We start from the raw sequence: 15,558 nt of genomic DNA, 5'->3' as shown, positions 1-15,558 counted from the left end.
AGACCGCCGTACGACGTGAGAGAGGCGGCGGGGCGATGGCGCACGAGCCATGGCTGGTGTTCGGGCTGGACGGCAGGTCAGCGGAGGACATCAACAGCGCGGTGCAGCTGGGCTATCGGAGGTTCGACACGGCGGAGAGCTACCGCACGCCGACCGGCGGGGACACGACGCGGGCGCTGTCGGCGGCGGTGAAGGACCTGCCGCGGGCCGACATCGAGGTGCTCGCCAAGATCGACGTCAACGAGGGCGAGTCCGTCCAGCAGACGAAGGCCCGCGTCCAGGGGATCGCGGCGCAGTTCGGCGGCAAGCTGGACGCCGTCCTCATCCACAACCTGGAGGGCCCGAGCGACGCTGCGGTCAAGCAGACGTGGAACGCGCTGCACGAGCTGAAGAAGGACGGCGTCATCAGCAAGGCGGGTGTCGGCAACATCATGCCGCACCACGACAAACTGGTGTACGCACTCGCGAATCAGAACAAGTTCGACGTCGTCGAGTTCTCCCCGCCCGCCTCGCCCTCGAACTCCCGGCAGGGCTCCGACAAGGGCTCGCCGAAGGCGGAGGCGAACAAGCAGCTGGGCCATGACTCCGACTCGGACGACTCGTCGCTGATGTTCGGTGTCGTCGAGAACTCGGTGCGCGGGGTGCTGGCGGACGCCAAGGTCCAGGAGATGCTGACCAAGCTCGGCGACAAGACCGACCTGTACTACTACAACGTCGTCCGCACCCTGAACGAGGTCAAGGCCCACCACGAGCGCCGCAACTCGGGCGGGAAGCTGGACGTCGGCGCGCTGTCCGGCGCCTCGGTGATCGCCGAGCAGGCCGCCTACCGGGTCCCGGGCGGCGCCCACATGATCCTCAGCAGCGGCAGCAAGGAATCCCAGCAGGCCAACCTCAACGCCTTCCGGCACGACATCCTCGACTACGCGCACCAACCGTTCGTGAACGCGAACGAGGTGGCGGCGGCGCAGAGTGCCGTGAACAACTGGACGATGGACCAGCAGGTGTGCCGGACGAACAATCCGGAGCCGCTCCCCAAGGAGGTGACGGACAAGCTGACGCCGCTCTTCGAGAGCGCGGACGCCCAGCGCGCCGAGGCGCACAAGTGGATCGCGGGCGAGGGCATGGCCGTGAACCGGGAGGGGGTGAGCCAGTGGCTCATGCAGGAACGGGGCTTCAACCGCGAGCAGTTGGAGGGGCTCACCGTGCCGGACCGGGTCGGGCTGCTGCCCGCCTACCGTGACATGCGCCTCGCCGACGTCATGGCCGCGCAGTTGGGCGCCCAGAACTGCAACTACAAGTGGGCGGACCAGCTTTCCTCGCCGCTGCTCGCGTCTCCGCAGGTGTGGCGGGAGGCGGGCCTGAACTCGGTCCTCACCGAGATCGCGACTCCGGCGACCCCGGCCCCTTCGCCCTCCAGCAGCGAACGCAGCCAGTCCCCCGCCGAACGCCAGCTGAGCGCGGCGGACGTGGCCCGCCTCTCCCTCGGCGGCGGCACCGGCCGCGTCAGCCCACGCTCCAGCACGAGCAGCGACGAGGGGGCGCCGACGCGGGCCACGGCCCAGAAGCCGGCGACGCAGGGGCCGCGCCGCTGAGGGGAGTTGTGGGTACGGGGGCGGGGCGCGCGGGCCGGACGTACGAGAGCGGACCGCGCGGCCTGGGCGTACGAGCGCGAGCCGGGCGGGGCGTACGAAAGCGAGCCGGGCCGGGCCGGGCGTACGAAAGAGGGCCGGGCGTACGAAAGCGGGTCGGGAGCCCCACACTCCCGACCCGCTCCCTCCCCCTCTCGCGGGGGTTCGCAGGCTCAACGGCCCGCAGGCGTACGGCGGTTCACCCCACCCGTCGCAGCCCAGGCATGACTTCCCAGCTGGAGTCCAGCGCGCTCACCGGCTCGAACCCGGCGGGGAGCGGCGGGAGTCCGGCGGGGAGGGGGACGGCGGGCATGAGGCGTACGGGGGCGTCGTACGAGGGCCAAGTGGTCGTAGCCGCAGGGGCGTTGGCGCCGCCGTCGTATGACGCTCGCCCCGCATCCCCGGCGTCCCGTCGTCGCGCGAGCAGCCCGCTGGGCCCTAACTTCCGTTCGCCCCGCGTTCCGTGGCTCATGGCGCCTCCCTGAACTCGTTCGTGCCCGCCTATGCGGAGGTACAACGTCCGTACCCTGTACGGCGGTTCACTTGATTCAGGACGGGTACGGGTCCATCTCCGGGGCCTCCTTGGCGCGATGGGAACCCGGTTTGCAGCCCGCGAAGGGACCGTTGGGGTCGCGCAGGCTCGCCATGACGGGGCTGAGATGGTCGCGGTGCCAGGCGGAGGGTCCGCTGAGGTTCGCCTCCGGACCCGTCAGGTCCTGCCACGCCATCCACAGCCCGTAGAACTGCGCGACCGCCTCCCGGTGCCGCCACCAGCTGGAGCACCAGGGCGCCGCCGAGGCGATCTCCCGCCCGTACACCGGAAGCAGCAGATGCCGGACCCACAACGTCAGCCGATAGAGGGCGTCGTCGTACTCCTCACCGTCCATGTACAGAATGAACGCGGGCTCGCTCTGCGGTTCGTCCGCCATGTAGGGGCCCTTCCTGAGGAGTTACGCCGACCAGCCACCGCAACTACGTTTCACAAACCCCGCACGGTTCAAGGCCCCGCCGTTGAACCGCCCTAGGGGTGAGCCCCGTTGTGCATGTCAGAGAGGGGCGAGACCACCTGGGGAGAGGCGGACTCGCCCCTCTTCTCACGTAGTGAGGCGGAGTCCAGACCGCGCAGCCGTCGGTCCGGGCCCCCACGGAACGGCGTTCGCGGGCCAACGTGCCGGGGAGCAGGCGTACTTGGAGGGCCCGCCCGGCGTGGTCGAGGGCTTCGCCGACCGGCCGTAGCGGGGGTGCGGACGAGGGTCAGCCCGGCCGTACCACCCCCAGGATCTCCATCGACCCGGCCGGGGCGACCGTCACCGTCCGTCCCGGCCTCGGGGCGTGGATGATCTCGCCCTCGCCGATGTAGAGGGCTACGTGTGTCGCCCCGGAGAAGTAGATGATCAGGTCGCCCGGCTGCATGGACGACACCGGTACCCGGGTCAGCTGGCGCCACTGTTCCTGGGAGGTACGGGGGATGGGGACGCCGGCTGCCAGCCATGCCTGGGAGGTGAGGCCGGAGCAGTCGAAGGAGTTGGGGCCCTCGGCGCCCCAGACGTACGGCTTGCCCAGCTGGGCGGTGGCGAAAGCGACGGCCTTCGCGGCGGCGCCGACCGCCTTGTTGCCGGTGTTCTTCAGGACCCCGGTCTTGACCCACTTCGACTGCGCGTCGGCGTCGGCCTGCTTCTCCAACGCGGCCAGTTCGAGGCGCTGTTGCTCCGCCAGGCCCGCCTCGATCTGCTTCGCCTCGGCGATCTGCTTCTCGATGGTCTTGCGGTGGGAGTCCATCTCCCGCCGGTTGTCCTCAAGTTTCTTCAGTGCGACGCCGGCCTCGTCGGACCGGCTGCGCAGCGTTCTCCGGGTCTCGGTGAGCGTGCTCAGCAGAGTCTGCGTCGACTGCTGGGCCTGCTGCACCAACGAGGCGTCGTTCAGGGCGCTTTGGGGGTTCCGGGACAGCGCGAACTGCACCTCCGCGGGGAGCCCGCCGCTACGGTACTGGGCACGGGCGGCGGCCCCCGCGAGCGAGGTCAGCCTGACCAACTTCACTTCGTTGGCGCTTATTTGCTTCTTCAGCGCGCTGATCGTCTTGTGCTGCTTGCCGACTTGGACGTCGGCGGCGTTGTACTTCTCGGTGGCGACTTCGGCGTCGTGGTAGAGCGTGTCGAGTTTGAGGCGTACTTCGGTGAGGGTGGTGGGGGTGCCGGGGGTGGCGTACGCCGGTCCGGTCCCCATTCCCGAGACGACACACCCGGCCACGGCGGCGAGGACAGCCGCCCGCATCCCATGTCTCCGCACGAAAACTCCCTCCCAAGCGGGCCGCCACGCGGGGTTTCACGGGCGGGGCGTAGTCACAACGGGGGTGGGTGGGGGAGCGGTTCAGTGAGCGGGAGGGGAAGTGGGGGTACGGGTGGGGCTGAGGGAGAGGGGGGAGCAGCGCGCTGCTGGCGCAGCACGGGGCGGGGGGCGTCGTAGAGCTGCGGAGCGGCGGCTCACGAGGGCGCGGCTTCCGCAGCTGAGGCGCCCGAAGACGGCGGCGCAGCCGCCCCTTGAGGGGCGCGGGGCTGTATCGATCTGCGGCTCCGCCGCGCGGGCGCGACCAGCCACGACGCACCCGCACCCGCCGGCCCACCCCAACTCCCACCCCACCTGAACCACCCCACCACCCCACCCGTTATCCCAAAAAGGACCCCCCAGGAGACACCCCCGATCCGGGAAAGGCCCCCATGCCAGCCGACTTGCCCAAACTCCTCCTCCTCGCCCTCTCCACAGGCTTCGGCCTGGGCTGCCTGTTCCTCGCGACCAGAGCCCTGGCAACAGTCGTACGCCTATGGATACGAGGCCTGTTGGTGAACGGCAGAGTCGTCCCCCGAGCCGACTCGGACCCCCGCCCCGGCGGCCTGATCCTCTTCTCGGACCACTTGGGCCAGACCCTGATCCTCGACCCCGGAAGATACGCCCGCCTCAGAGGAGTCCCCCCGATCGGCGCCCAAGTCCCGGTCGTCTACCCCCGCAACCGCCCCACGGCAGCCCGTCCGGCCCTCCCCAGATACCTCCTGCTACCCCCCTTCGCCTGGTTCCTGGCAGCAACAGCGGCCTGCGGCACGGTATACGGCGCAACAAGATGACCGCCCCCCACCGAACACCCTCGACGCCCCCGACGCCCCCGACAACTCCGGCCTCGACGCCCCCGCCCCCGGCAACCCCACCCCGCCTCCAACCCGTAGACGTCCTAAGAGGCTTCGCCCTCCTCGGCATCCTCCTGGTCAACGCCCAACTGATGTCGACCGCGTACGCCTCCTACGGCGGCCCCCCAGACTCAACCCCCTTGGACCAAATGGCGGCTTGGCTCATCACCGCCCTCGCCACCACCAAGTTCTACCTCCTCTTCTCCTTCCTCTTCGGCTACAGCTTCGTCCTCCGACAACAGTCCGCAGCAACGAAAACCCCCACCCCCGGCACCGCAACCCACCACCTCCGCCGCACCACAACCCTCTTCGCCATAGGCCTCACCCACGCCCTCCTCCTCTACCCCGGCGACATCCTCACCACCTACGCCGCCCTCTCCCTCCCCCTCTACGCCTGCCGCAACATGACCCCGACCAGGGCCATAAAAACGGCAGTCGCCCTCATCCTCACCCTGTCCGCCCTCCTCCTGGCAGCCGGCATCCTGACCGTCACCACCACACCCCCCACCCCACCGAGACCCCTCCCCCTCACCCTCCCCACAGCCCTCTCCGCGAACCTCCTCTACGCCCCCGACATGTTCGCCGCCTTCCTCCTGGGCCTGGCGGCAGCCAAAACCCGCGTACTGGACCGCATGACAACGAAGACCCTCCGCCGCACCCTCACCCGCACCGCCCCGATAGGCCTCACCGGCGCAGTGGCGACAGCGATCTGCGTCAACGGCCCCCTGGACAGCCGCTGGTTCCTGATCGGCCACGCGATTGCCCTCCTCACCGCCCCCGCCCTCACCACCACCTACGCCTGCGCCCTCCTCCTGTTCACACAGAAGCGCCCGGCAGCAGCCCACACCCTGGCCGCCACCGGACGCCTCGCCCTCACCCACTACCTGACTCAATCCCTGGTCCTGGCCGCCCTGTTCACCTGGCTGGACCTGTACGAAAAGGTCGGCACAGCCACCTTGGTGGCCGGCTGCCTCCTCCTCTACACGGCCCAACTGGCGCTCTCCACAAGGCAGTCCACCAAACGAGGCCCAGCAGAACGCCTCCTCAGAGCAGCGACTACTTCGCGAAATCCACCGTCAGCTTCCGCGCCGCCCGAGCGGTGATCGCCTCCGCCTCCGCCTTGGCGGCAGCCGAAATCACCCCGGCCCCCGGCTCCTTGTACCAGGGCCGCAGCCGAATCAACGCAGGCCGCACACCCGTCGCCAGCAGCAGCGCCGTCCCCTTGGGCAGCGCCCGGATCTTGTCCGGCGGCAGCACCGACTCCTGCCGATAGGAGTACGACCGCGAAGTCCCGTCCTTGCTCCGGGAGATGCTCGGCGTCTTGACGTCATGCTGCCCGACCAGCGTCGAGATCTTCTGCACGAAGTCGGCGTCGTCGAGCCCGGCGCCCAGCAGCTTCACGGTCGCCGCGCTCCACAGCGCGTCCATCCCGATCTCCCCCCACACCCGCGCCCCCTGCCGGTAACTCTGAAGCAGCGTCACGACGTTGATGCCCCGTGAGCCGAAGTGCGAGTAGAGATCGGGGAGATCGGAGATCCGGCACACGTTCGCCGCCTCGTCGAGCACAGCGGTGAGCGGCGGATCGAGCCGCCCGCCCATCCGCTCGGCGGCGACGACCCCGGCGCGCATCGTCGCGTCGGCGAGCCCCGCGATGACCCCGGCGGCGGACCCGCCCCCGTCCTTGGACAGCAGATACAGCGTGTCCTGGCCCAACACATGCTCGTTCGGCCGGAATTCGGGAGTGCGGTGATCCGGCGTGACCCACGCGAGGATGTCGGGGTCGAGCAGACACGACACGGTCTGCCGGGCCGTCTCGTAGATACCGTCCCGCGTCTCGACGGCACCCCGCACGGTCCCCTGCAACTGATCGGCCATGGCCGGGAGTCCGGTCTCCCGCAGCAGGTCGATCGGCGTACGGTCGGCCGGATCGGCGAGCCAGGACAGCAGGTCGTGCACGGACGCCTTGCCGCGCGCGGCGGCGAGGAACAGCGCCGTCAGCGTGTTCTGCGCGGCCGAGATCCAGAAGTCCTTCTTCGACGCGTCGTCGTTCACGGACGCCACGAAGTGCCCCGCGAGCCGCCGCGCCCCCTCGATGGACCCGCACTCGCCGAGCAGGTTCCACCACATCTCCCGGGGCGTGTGCGCGATGCCCTGCGGGTCGAACGTCCAGACGTGGCCCACCTGTTCACGCTGCGCGCGGGTGACGGCGTACACGTCGGACTTGTTGGACGTCAGCAGCACCGCGCCCTGCGCCCGCAGCACCCGGGGGATCGCGATGCCCGTCGACTTGCCGGCGCGCGGGGCCATCAGGTCCAGCTCGACGTCCTCGTAACTGCTGCGCAGCTCAGGGCCCTTGGGGTCCAGGTCGCCGAGCAGGTTGCCGGTCTCGTCCGGGTGCACCTTGTCCCGGCCCTTCAGCGTCGGCCGCAACTCCCGTGCCCGCGCCTCGATCCCCTTCGGGCACATCGCCGCCAGCTCCTTCTGCCCGGCGAGCCCCTTGGTCCGCCCGGCCCGGTCGAGCAGCAGCCGTACGACGACCACGACCGGCACGCAGATCAGCATCAGCAGCAGGAACATCCCGGCGTAGACGGCCGCCGCCGGCGCCCCGGGCCACAGCTGGTCCGGGCCCTGCGAGACCAGCTTGCCCATTGTCGACATCGCGAACGGCGGCGCGTCCCAGCCGTGCCCGGTCACCCCGGAGCCCAGCGTCCCGCCGGCCCACGCGATCGTGAACATCGTCATCCCGAAACCGGCCAACCCGACGATCGCCCAAGGGAGTTGAGCGCCCAGGTCACTGCGGGGACTGCTCATCGGCCCCAGCTCCCATCCATATCCGAAACCCCCGGCGGCAACGCCAACTCCCCAGCCCCCGGCGGCAATGCCAGCCCCCCGGAAGAACCCGGCGGCAGCGCCGGCATCCCCTGCTCGGCAGCCCGCCGCACCTCCGCCGCCGCCCGCGCCGCAGCCTCCTCCACCGCCTTGTCGTTGGGCGTCCACCGCGTGTTCGTGTTGTGCAGATCCCGCTCCGCGTCCGTGATCGCGACCTTGATCGGAATCCCCGGCCGCCCACCGACCTTGATGAGGAACCGCCCCCGTCCGGGCGGCTCCTCATGCTCGCCCGACACCCCCCACCCCGGCGGCGAGGACCACGACGACACCAGGTCGATCTCGCGCCGCGACAGCCCGACGACCTTCCCCAGATCCTCCATCTCCGCCTTCGGCAGCCCCGCGCACACGACCATCCCCGCGCGCTCGACGAAGCCGCGCGCCTTGGCCCGGTCGGAGTCGGTGCCCAGCGCCTCGGCGTCCTTGAGGGTGTGGGTGATCTTCGCGTCGCCGAGGCCGAGCGAACGGTTGAGGCGGGTGAGGGCGTCGATGCGGTCGACGATGCCGGAGGCGGCCCGCAGCGGGCGCCACAGCTCGTCGAGGACGGTGAAGAACCAGCGCCGGGGCGCGAGGCCGGCGTCGGCGAGGGCGTGCGACGCGGCGACCGTACCGAGTCCGTCGGACCAGGCGGCGAGCATCGCGGCGGCCGTGAGCTGGGTGTCCGCCTCGCCGATGCCGGAGATGTCGATGCAGACGGCCGGCGAGTCCGGGTTGATGCGGGTGGACGTCTCGGAGGCGAACGTGTCGCCCAGCGGGCCGTCCAGGATGCCCAGCAGCGAGCGGTGCAGCGGGTCGACGGCGTCCCGGTAGCGGGTGTCGTCGCCCCGGTCCAGCGTCACCGCGCGCACCCGGTCCGGGCCCTCGGTGAGGATGCGCAGCACGTCGGGCAGCAGCGGCGGCCTCCCGGGCGTCGTACGCTCCCGCAGGTGGTGCAACACCGCTGACAGCACGGACTGTTCGTGGTCGTCCATCGCCCGGCCGCGCACGATCGTCACCAGCGCGGCCACCATGTTCAGCACCCGGCCGTGCGTCTCGGCCTTCAGCACCTCCCCGGCCTCGCCGCCGATCCGCGCCGCCGCCTCGCCCATCGCCCCCGGGTCCAGGACGTTGATCCCGCCCCGCCCGCGCCCGATCGAGATGACCTGCCCGCCCAACGCCCGTACGGTGTCGGCGTAGTCGGGCTTGAGGTCGCCAAGGACCAGCGGTACGACGCCCGTTGCCGCGAGCCCGATCAGCATCCGGTTCACCAGCGTCGACTTGCCCAGGCCCGGCATGCCCAGCATGAACAGCGACGGGTTGGAGATGTAGCGGGCCCGCGTGAACCAGTTCAGCGGGTCCCCGCACACCGTCGCGCCGGTGAACAGGTGCTGCCCGAGCGGGACTCCGGTCATCGGCGAGCCCGAACCGGCGGCGAACGGCCACATGCCGCACGCCTGTACGGTCGTCGCGCGCCACATCGTCGGCGGGTCCAGATAGCCGACGCGCCCGCCGCCGGCGCCGTACCAGCCGCGCGGGGGGACGTACGGCTCGCGGGGCGGCGCCTTCTTCTTGCCGGAGGTCTGCTTGGCCGCTGGAGCGGCCAGCGACGAGCGAACCGCCGCCGCCTCCATGGGACTTGACCCTGACAGCAGCGCCTTGCGGGCCCGCTCCTCCGCCAGCAGGTCCTCGCGCTCGGCGAGCTTCTCCTCGCTGCGCCGGCTCACAGCGCCTCCTGGATCTCGTGCGGGACCAGCGTCTGCTCCCAGGGGAGGATGCCGGCCGGCAGGGTGCAGGTGAACGCCGCCGCCTGCATCCGGTCGGCGGGGCGCATCTGGACGCGCGAGGCGGCCGTCAGGTTGCGAACCGCTGTTGTGGCGTCGGCGAGTTCGGCGTTGTTGTCGACGGTGACCGTCAGCATCAGCGAGAACTCCACGAGCCCCGCGCCCGACGCCTCCTCGGCCGCCGTCTGCTCCGCCGCCCGCATCTCGGAGGCGGCGCGCGCCTGGACCATGCCGCGTCCGGACGTCGCCATGAACTGGGCGCTGCGCCGGTCGGCCTCGACGATCCGGGCGGACGTCGCCGGGTCGATGGGCCGGTACACCAGCGCGACCCGCTTGCGCCGGGTGCCGGGCGCCGCCTCCAGCAGGCCGCGCAGCACAGAGGACCGTACGGTGCCGCGCGGCGCCAGCGTCATCAGCCAGGTCCGGGAGACCCCGGAGTCGTGCTGGTAGCTGTTGACCGTCTCGACGGCCGCCGCGGGACCGGCGTCCTCCCACTCCAGGCCCGTACCGCCGTGCCGGGAGCGGGCGTCGAGGACGTCGGCGGCGACGGCGGGGTCGTACGCGACCCGGACGACCTCCGCGATGCGCTCCGCGCTGAGCGGGTACGCCGCGCCGCCGCCGGCCGCGATCAGGCCGCTGAGCAGGCCGGGGACGCGGATCGCGAGGTCGGCGATGACGTCCTCCTTCTTGCGCCGCTGGCCGGCCGGGGTGCCGTAGGTGAGGGTGATGTAGGTGTGCATCTCGGAGGACGCGGTCGGATAGCGCTCGACGACCTCCTCCATCACCGCGCGCGCGGCCGGCGGCGCGGTCGCGCTGACGCGGGGGAGTACTTCGTGCGCGAGGCGGGTGCCCGGGTCGGGGGCGGTCTCGATGACGACCGACGCGCCGCGCAGTCCCGGCTCGTGCGAGAGCCGCGCCAGCCACTCGCCCCACAGTGCCACCCACACGTCTACCTGGTCGGGGTCGACCAGCGAACCGCCGTCCGGGTCGCAGCCGAGGACGATCGTGTAGAGGTTGCGCTGCGGATGGTGCAGCACCCCGAACGCCCGGTCGTACGCGTCGCGGCCCTCGGTCGCCGTCACCTTGTTCAGCAGGCCCGGCGGGCGGAACCGGCCGCCCGGACGCGCCGACATCGGCCCCGAGACGTACAGGTGCGCGCCCTTCGCCTTCCGCCGCGACCAGCCGATCCGCAGCGCCGCCAGCTGGTAGACGTTGCGGCCGTCCTGGGTGCGGATGGTGAGCGGGATCAGGAACAGGACCGTCGGCACGATCACCACGAGCGCCGCGTACAGCGAGATCAGCGACGCGATCAGGGTGACGACCAGGCCGCCGAACACGACGAACGTGCCGACGAGACCGAGCGGCCCGAGCCCCGCGCGCCGCGGCCGACGCCAGTTCCCGTACGTCGGATGGGTTACTGCCTCCGTGGCCATGAGGGCTCCTTCCGGAGATGAACGAGGTTTGGGGAGAGAGGTGGCCGCCGGGCCCCCTACGGGGGAAGGGGCTCGGCGGCCGGCTTGAGTGCCCTGTGGGGGGCTGGAGTTGGGGGCCCGCCGGCCGGCTGGAGAGTTACCGATTGCCCGCCCGCCGGCCGGAGTTACTGGTTGTGCCCCGCGTTGCCGTCGGCGCCTTCGATCGAACCGGTCGCCGCCCCGCTGACGATCTTCGCGGCGGCGATACCGGCCTCGACGGCCATGCCGACCGGGCCCGCGGCCTTCAGCGCGCCGCTGGCCGCACCGCCGCCACCGCCGCCCATTCCGCCGCCACCCATGCCGCCACCGCCCGAGCCGCCGCCGCCAACGCCGCCGGCCGAACCGCCGCCCGTGGAACCGGCCTTGCCGACCCCGCCGGCCGAACCGCCGCCCCCGCTCATGCCGTTGGCACCGCTGGAGCCCGAACCGCCGCCGCTGCCCGAGGCACCGCTCGGACCCTGGCGGCCCGAGGACCCGCCGCCGCCCGATTCACCGCCCTTGCCGTCGAGCGCGCCGCCGAGCGAGCGGGCGCCCGTGGCGAGCGCGCCGCCGGCCGCCGACATGGCGCCGGACATCGCGTTCCCGCCGCCGAGCGCCGCCGTCGCCGGCATCACCAGCTTCAGCAGCGCGGGCAGCGCCACCGCCGACAGCAGCATCACGCCGATACCGGCGATCCGGGTGCTGGCGCTCGCCGACTCGCCGTCCTTCGGCTGCGCGTTGAGCATCGCGGTGCCGCCGTACAGGACGAGCGCCGCCGCCGGTTTGTACAGCAGCCAGGCGACCATCCAGCCGATGTGCTTGCGCCACCAGCCGCTGCCCCAGTTCGTCATCGACGCGGCGGCGGCCAGCGGCAGCGTGCCCAGCAGGAGCGTCATCACACCGAGCCGGATGTACAGCAGGATCGTGTGGATGATGCCCGCGATGAGCAGCAGGAACGCCAGGATGATCAGCAGGAACGCGGTCATCGAACCGCCGTCGTCGCAGCGCCCGATGGCCTCCAGCTGCTTCGTGGCACCGGCCGCGAACAGATAGGAGGAGTAGCGCTCCGACAGCGACGCCGCGGCCACGACGACGGTGGTCGCCCCGCCCGAGACGAGGATGACCCGCATGATGCCTTTGAGGGCGGTGATCCCGGCCTCGCCCCGGCGCTCGATCGCCATCCGCACGGCGGCGAAGATCAGCGAACCGACCGCCAGATAGACGACGATCCACTGCGACTGGTTGTTGATGTCCTGGGCCGCGCCGGAGTTCTCGAAGCTCGGCACCGAGTTCGCGAGCGCGCCGAAGACGGTGATCGCGGCGGCCAGCACGAAGTCGGCGACCATGTTCATGATGGTGCCGATGGGGTCGCCGAGGAACTTGAAGAACCCCAGCAGCGCGTTGAGGAGCGGATTGCCGTCGTCGCACGACATGGTCAGGCCCCCCAGAGGTGATATCCGGCGGCGTTCTGCACCGTGGTCAGATCGGAGTAGAGGGTGCCGTTGCCGTTCGCGACGACCTTCCAGTCCCCGCCGTCCCACTTCAGATCGACCGAAGTCGCCATGAAACCCTGGCTGTTCTTGATCAGCAGGCTCACGGTCGCCTCCTTCGCGTCGTAGGCGCGGACCTTGAAGCCCGCGTACGACGACGGGTCGGTCTCGTTGCGGGAGCGCTGGGTGCCGGTGCCGTTGACGGTCTGGCGCCGGAAGACGAACAGATTGCGCCCGTCACCCGGCATGACCTGGTCCTCGGCGACGGTCCGCCACCCGTCCTCGCTCATCTGCGCGGTGATCGTGTGGGCGGCGATGACCGCGCCGACGGGTGTGTGCGCGAAGCACCACCAGGGCGTGCCCGTGGTGTGCGTCGGCCCGGCGGTCGGCGAGACCGGCACCATCGTGACCCCGATCGCCTTCCAGGCCACGTCCTTCGGCACGCTCTCGCCGGTGCTGTCGACGGTGTGGCAGCCCTGGGGCCGCCCCTCCGGCGTCAGCGAACTCGCGCTCAGCGGGCTCTTGGGCGTCGAGGCGCTGGCGTCGTCGCCACCCGAGACCGCCACCGCGACGGCGCCCATGACGAGCACGACCGCGAGGAAGGCCGCCGACAGCTGCCAGCCGCGCTGCGTCCAGTACGGCCCGTCGTGCACGGGCTCGTGCTTCCTGCGTAGGAACATCAGGGAGCCGTCCGTCCGCCTACGCGAAGACGAAGGAGATCAGCGGCCCCGCCGTGGAGACCAGGACACAGCCGCCCAGCACCATGCCGAGCCGGCTCATGTGCTCCGAACTCTCGCCGCGCTTCAGGGAGATGGCCATCATGGCGCCGGTGATCAGCACCCCCGCGACACCCGCCGCGGTACCGGCCCAGGCGGCGATGCCGAGCACGGTGTTGACCTTGCTGGTCAGCTCGCCCGGCGCGTTGGGGGCGGGCTGGGGGACGCCGGCGGCGAGGAAGTTCGATGTTTCCATCAGCAGCTGGGACATGGGGATTCTCCGGATTTCTGCGTACTGGGGACTGAGGTGTGGGGTGTGGCCGCTCAGTGGAGACTGAGGTCGCCGAGGAAGCTGACGAGGGGCCCGGCGGTGGTACCGACGAGGCACCCGAGGGTGACGTAGAAGACGCCGCGGAAGTGCTCGCCGCCCTCGCCGGGATCGCCCCGGCGCAGCTGGAGCGCCATCTGCATCCCGACGACGATCAGCCCGAACACCCCGGCGGCGGTGACGCACCACGCGAGGGGACCGAGCAGGTCCGACATCTCGTTGCCGCCGACCAGAGGGTTGAAGGCCGCGAGGTACGACGGGTCGGACGCGGTGGGGTACGACGGGCCGAGTGCCGTCAGGTGTGACAGGGTCATGACGTGGGTCCCTCGTGCACGGACGAGCCCACCAGTTCGGCGAGCGTGGCGAGTTGACGGGGCAGCGCCTTGGGCCGGCCGCCCGTGCGCCACGCCGCGATCCACGGCACCCGGTGCACGTGCGTGGCCGAGCGCAGCACCCGGATCCGGCGCAGCAGCGCCAGCGGCAGCCGCCCCGGCGCGTCGGCGACCAGGACGACGCCGAGCAGTTCGAGCCCCGGCGGCACCTTGCCCTCCTCGAACGCGCCGAGCGCCTGCGAGACGGCCCGCATACCGCGCGCGCTGCTGCGGCCGACGAGCATGATCCGGCGGGGTTCGCCCCGCGCGGGCTCGGGCCAGCGGGCGCCGACGTCGACGCCGCCGATCACCTCGACGAGGGAGGAGACACCGGCGCCGCCGTGCGCCTTGACCCAGCCGATCTCGTCACGGGACCGGCCGCGGGAGGGGGCGGGGCGGCGGGGGGAGCCCCAGGAGGGGGCGGGTTGGTTCTGGGCGGGTTGGTTCTGGGCCGGTTGTTGTCGGACCGGTTGCTTTTGGACCGGTTGCTTCTGGACCGGGGGCGCGGGGCGGCGGACGGCGACAGGGGCCGGGGCGGGGGCGGTTGAGGCTGGCGCCGGCGCCGCCGGGCGGCCTGCGGGGCCGTAGGGGAAGTCGGGGTCCTGGACGGGGGGAGCGGTGTAGCCCTGCGGGGGGACGGGAGTTGGGGTAGGGGCGGGGGCTTTCGGGCCTCGTACCCATGGCTGCTGCGGCCCCGAAGGCTTGGCCGAAGGTGTGCCGCCGCTCATGCGTGCCCCGCCCCCTCTTCGCTGGATCTGGTCGATCTGCTTTTCACCGGTTTGAACTTCTTTGTCGCGGGCGCCGTTTGATCTGCCGAGCCCGTAGCGACCACACAACGGGCGGTCCGGCCACGGCGGTTCAAGACGAGAGGAAGAAGGCGGGCACAAATGGGCGCGGAATCGGGTGAAGGCGGGGACGCGGTACGCAACTCCATGCTCGCCGTGGGCGGTTGCGGCTGCGCCGGGCTGCCGTTGCTGCTGGTCGGCGGCTCGGTGATCGTCATCATCTTCGGCGGCCTCGGCGTGCTGCTCGCCCCGCTCATCGCGCTGATCCTGCTCTTCACCGGCGGTGGCGGCGGCGGGGGCGGCGGGGACAACTACAACGAGTCCGACGCCGAACAGGTCCAGGCGGTCTTCGAGGGCGACGGCAAAGGGGAGTTGGCGGAGGACACCGTCCCGTCGGACCTCTACGAGGACATCAAGGACGCGGGCGCCATCTGCCCCGAGATCGGCCCGATCGTCATCGCCTCACAGCTGGAGAAGGAGTCCAACTTCGACAAGGGGAAGGTGGGCCCGGACGGCAAACAGGGCCTCTCCCAGCTGACACCGGACCTGTTCAACAAGTACGGCAAGGACGACGACGACAACGGCAAGACGTCCGCCCTGGACGCCAAGGACTCGATCATGGCCCAGGGCCGCTACCTCTGCGACCTCGCCGGACAGGCCCGCACCGCCCTCCTCGACGGCAAGGTCAACCGCTCCACCGACGACCAGAGCACCGACAGCGCCGTCCTCGACATCACCCTCGCCGCGTACAACGTCGGCATGGACACCGTCCTCGCCGCGAAGGGCGTCCCCCAGAACGCCGACGCCCAGGAATACGTCCTCGCCATCCGCGCCCAGTTCTCCAAGTACTCCGGGATGTACACCCCGCCGCCCGGTACGACACCGGGTACGACGCCGTCCCCGACCGACCCCGCCGGCACCGACTCGCCCTCACCCACGTCCAATCCGTCTCCCACCGCGTAACTCG

At 71.2% G+C, this 15,558-nt stretch carries 14 protein-coding genes; 4 read left to right on the top strand and 10 right to left on the bottom strand.

All coding sequences use genetic code 11. From position 1 onward, the window contains the following. Positions 1-35 precede the first annotated feature (35 nt). Positions 36-1,592, top strand: a complete 1,557-nt coding sequence (locus ACYUD3_RS05505; protein WP_470964494.1) for an aldo/keto reductase — start codon at positions 36-38, stop codon at positions 1,590-1,592. Positions 1,593-2,176: 584 nt separating this feature from the next. On the opposite strand, the gene ACYUD3_RS05500 is transcribed toward ACYUD3_RS05505, so the two are convergent. Both ACYUD3_RS05500 and ACYUD3_RS05495 read right to left on the bottom strand, forming a co-directional pair. Continuing rightward, positions 2,177-2,557, bottom strand: a complete 381-nt coding sequence (locus ACYUD3_RS05500; RefSeq protein WP_470964491.1) for a DUF4913 domain-containing protein — start codon at positions 2,555-2,557, stop codon at positions 2,177-2,179. A gap of 325 nt (positions 2,558-2,882) precedes the next feature. Then, positions 2,883-3,914: a C40 family peptidase gene (locus ACYUD3_RS05495; protein WP_470964488.1), complete on the bottom strand. Its 1,032-nt coding sequence runs from the start codon at positions 3,912-3,914 to the stop codon at positions 2,883-2,885. Between the two features lie 428 nt (positions 3,915-4,342). Between ACYUD3_RS05495 and ACYUD3_RS05490 the strand changes: the two genes are divergently transcribed. Then, entirely contained in the window at positions 4,343-4,744 is a 402-nt protein-coding gene (locus tag ACYUD3_RS05490) for a hypothetical protein (protein WP_470964485.1), read from the top strand. 209 nt (positions 4,745-4,953) lie between these two features. Next, positions 4,954-5,907, top strand: a complete 954-nt coding sequence (locus tag ACYUD3_RS05485; protein WP_470964483.1) for a DUF418 domain-containing protein — start codon at positions 4,954-4,956, stop codon at positions 5,905-5,907. Here the strand turns inward: ACYUD3_RS05485 and ACYUD3_RS05480 are convergent. The 8 genes from ACYUD3_RS05480 to ACYUD3_RS05445 form a co-directional block, all read right to left on the bottom strand. Next, a complete protein-coding gene (locus tag ACYUD3_RS05480; protein ID WP_470964481.1) occupies positions 5,861-7,615 on the bottom strand; it encodes a type IV secretory system conjugative DNA transfer family protein in 1,755 nt (584 codons plus the stop codon). The genes ACYUD3_RS05485 and ACYUD3_RS05480 overlap by 47 nt on opposite strands. Then, positions 7,612-9,393 (bottom strand): ATP/GTP-binding protein, encoded by a 1,782-nt coding sequence (locus tag ACYUD3_RS05475; RefSeq protein ID WP_470964479.1) that lies wholly within the window; start codon positions 9,391-9,393, stop codon positions 7,612-7,614. Before ACYUD3_RS05475 ends, ACYUD3_RS05480 begins: the two co-directional genes overlap by 4 nt. After that, entirely contained in the window at positions 9,390-10,883 is a 1,494-nt protein-coding gene (locus tag ACYUD3_RS05470; RefSeq protein WP_470964477.1) for an SCO6880 family protein, read from the bottom strand. The genes ACYUD3_RS05475 and ACYUD3_RS05470 overlap by 4 nt, the downstream gene beginning before the upstream one ends. Positions 10,884-11,047: 164 nt before the next feature. Next, entirely contained in the window at positions 11,048-12,334 is a 1,287-nt protein-coding gene (locus tag ACYUD3_RS05465; RefSeq protein WP_470964474.1) for a hypothetical protein, read from the bottom strand. A 2-nt stretch (positions 12,335-12,336) separates the two neighbouring features. Beyond that, entirely contained in the window at positions 12,337-13,071 is a 735-nt protein-coding gene (locus ACYUD3_RS05460; protein WP_470964471.1) for a DUF8175 domain-containg protein, read from the bottom strand. Positions 13,072-13,090: 19 nt separating this feature from the next. Continuing rightward, positions 13,091-13,378: a hypothetical protein gene (locus ACYUD3_RS05455; protein ID WP_470964468.1), complete on the bottom strand. Its 288-nt coding sequence runs from the start codon at positions 13,376-13,378 to the stop codon at positions 13,091-13,093. Between the two features lie 53 nt (positions 13,379-13,431). After that, positions 13,432-13,749: a hypothetical protein gene (locus ACYUD3_RS05450; protein WP_470964465.1), complete on the bottom strand. Its 318-nt coding sequence runs from the start codon at positions 13,747-13,749 to the stop codon at positions 13,432-13,434. Continuing rightward, positions 13,746-14,534: a hypothetical protein gene (locus tag ACYUD3_RS05445; RefSeq protein ID WP_470964463.1), complete on the bottom strand. Its 789-nt coding sequence runs from the start codon at positions 14,532-14,534 to the stop codon at positions 13,746-13,748. The genes ACYUD3_RS05450 and ACYUD3_RS05445 overlap by 4 nt, the downstream gene beginning before the upstream one ends. A 159-nt stretch (positions 14,535-14,693) precedes the next feature. On the opposite strand from ACYUD3_RS05445, the gene ACYUD3_RS05440 reads away from it, so the two are divergent. Then, positions 14,694-15,554, top strand: coding sequence for a transglycosylase SLT domain-containing protein (locus tag ACYUD3_RS05440; RefSeq protein ID WP_470964460.1), 861 nt, complete (start codon positions 14,694-14,696; stop codon positions 15,552-15,554). Positions 15,555-15,558: the final 4 nt, after the last annotated feature.

Source organism: Streptomyces sp. AMJ-169 (assembly GCF_055597585.1).
The sequence above is the reverse complement of the archived record's forward strand: the minus strand, read 5'-3'. Positions and strand labels throughout refer to the sequence as shown.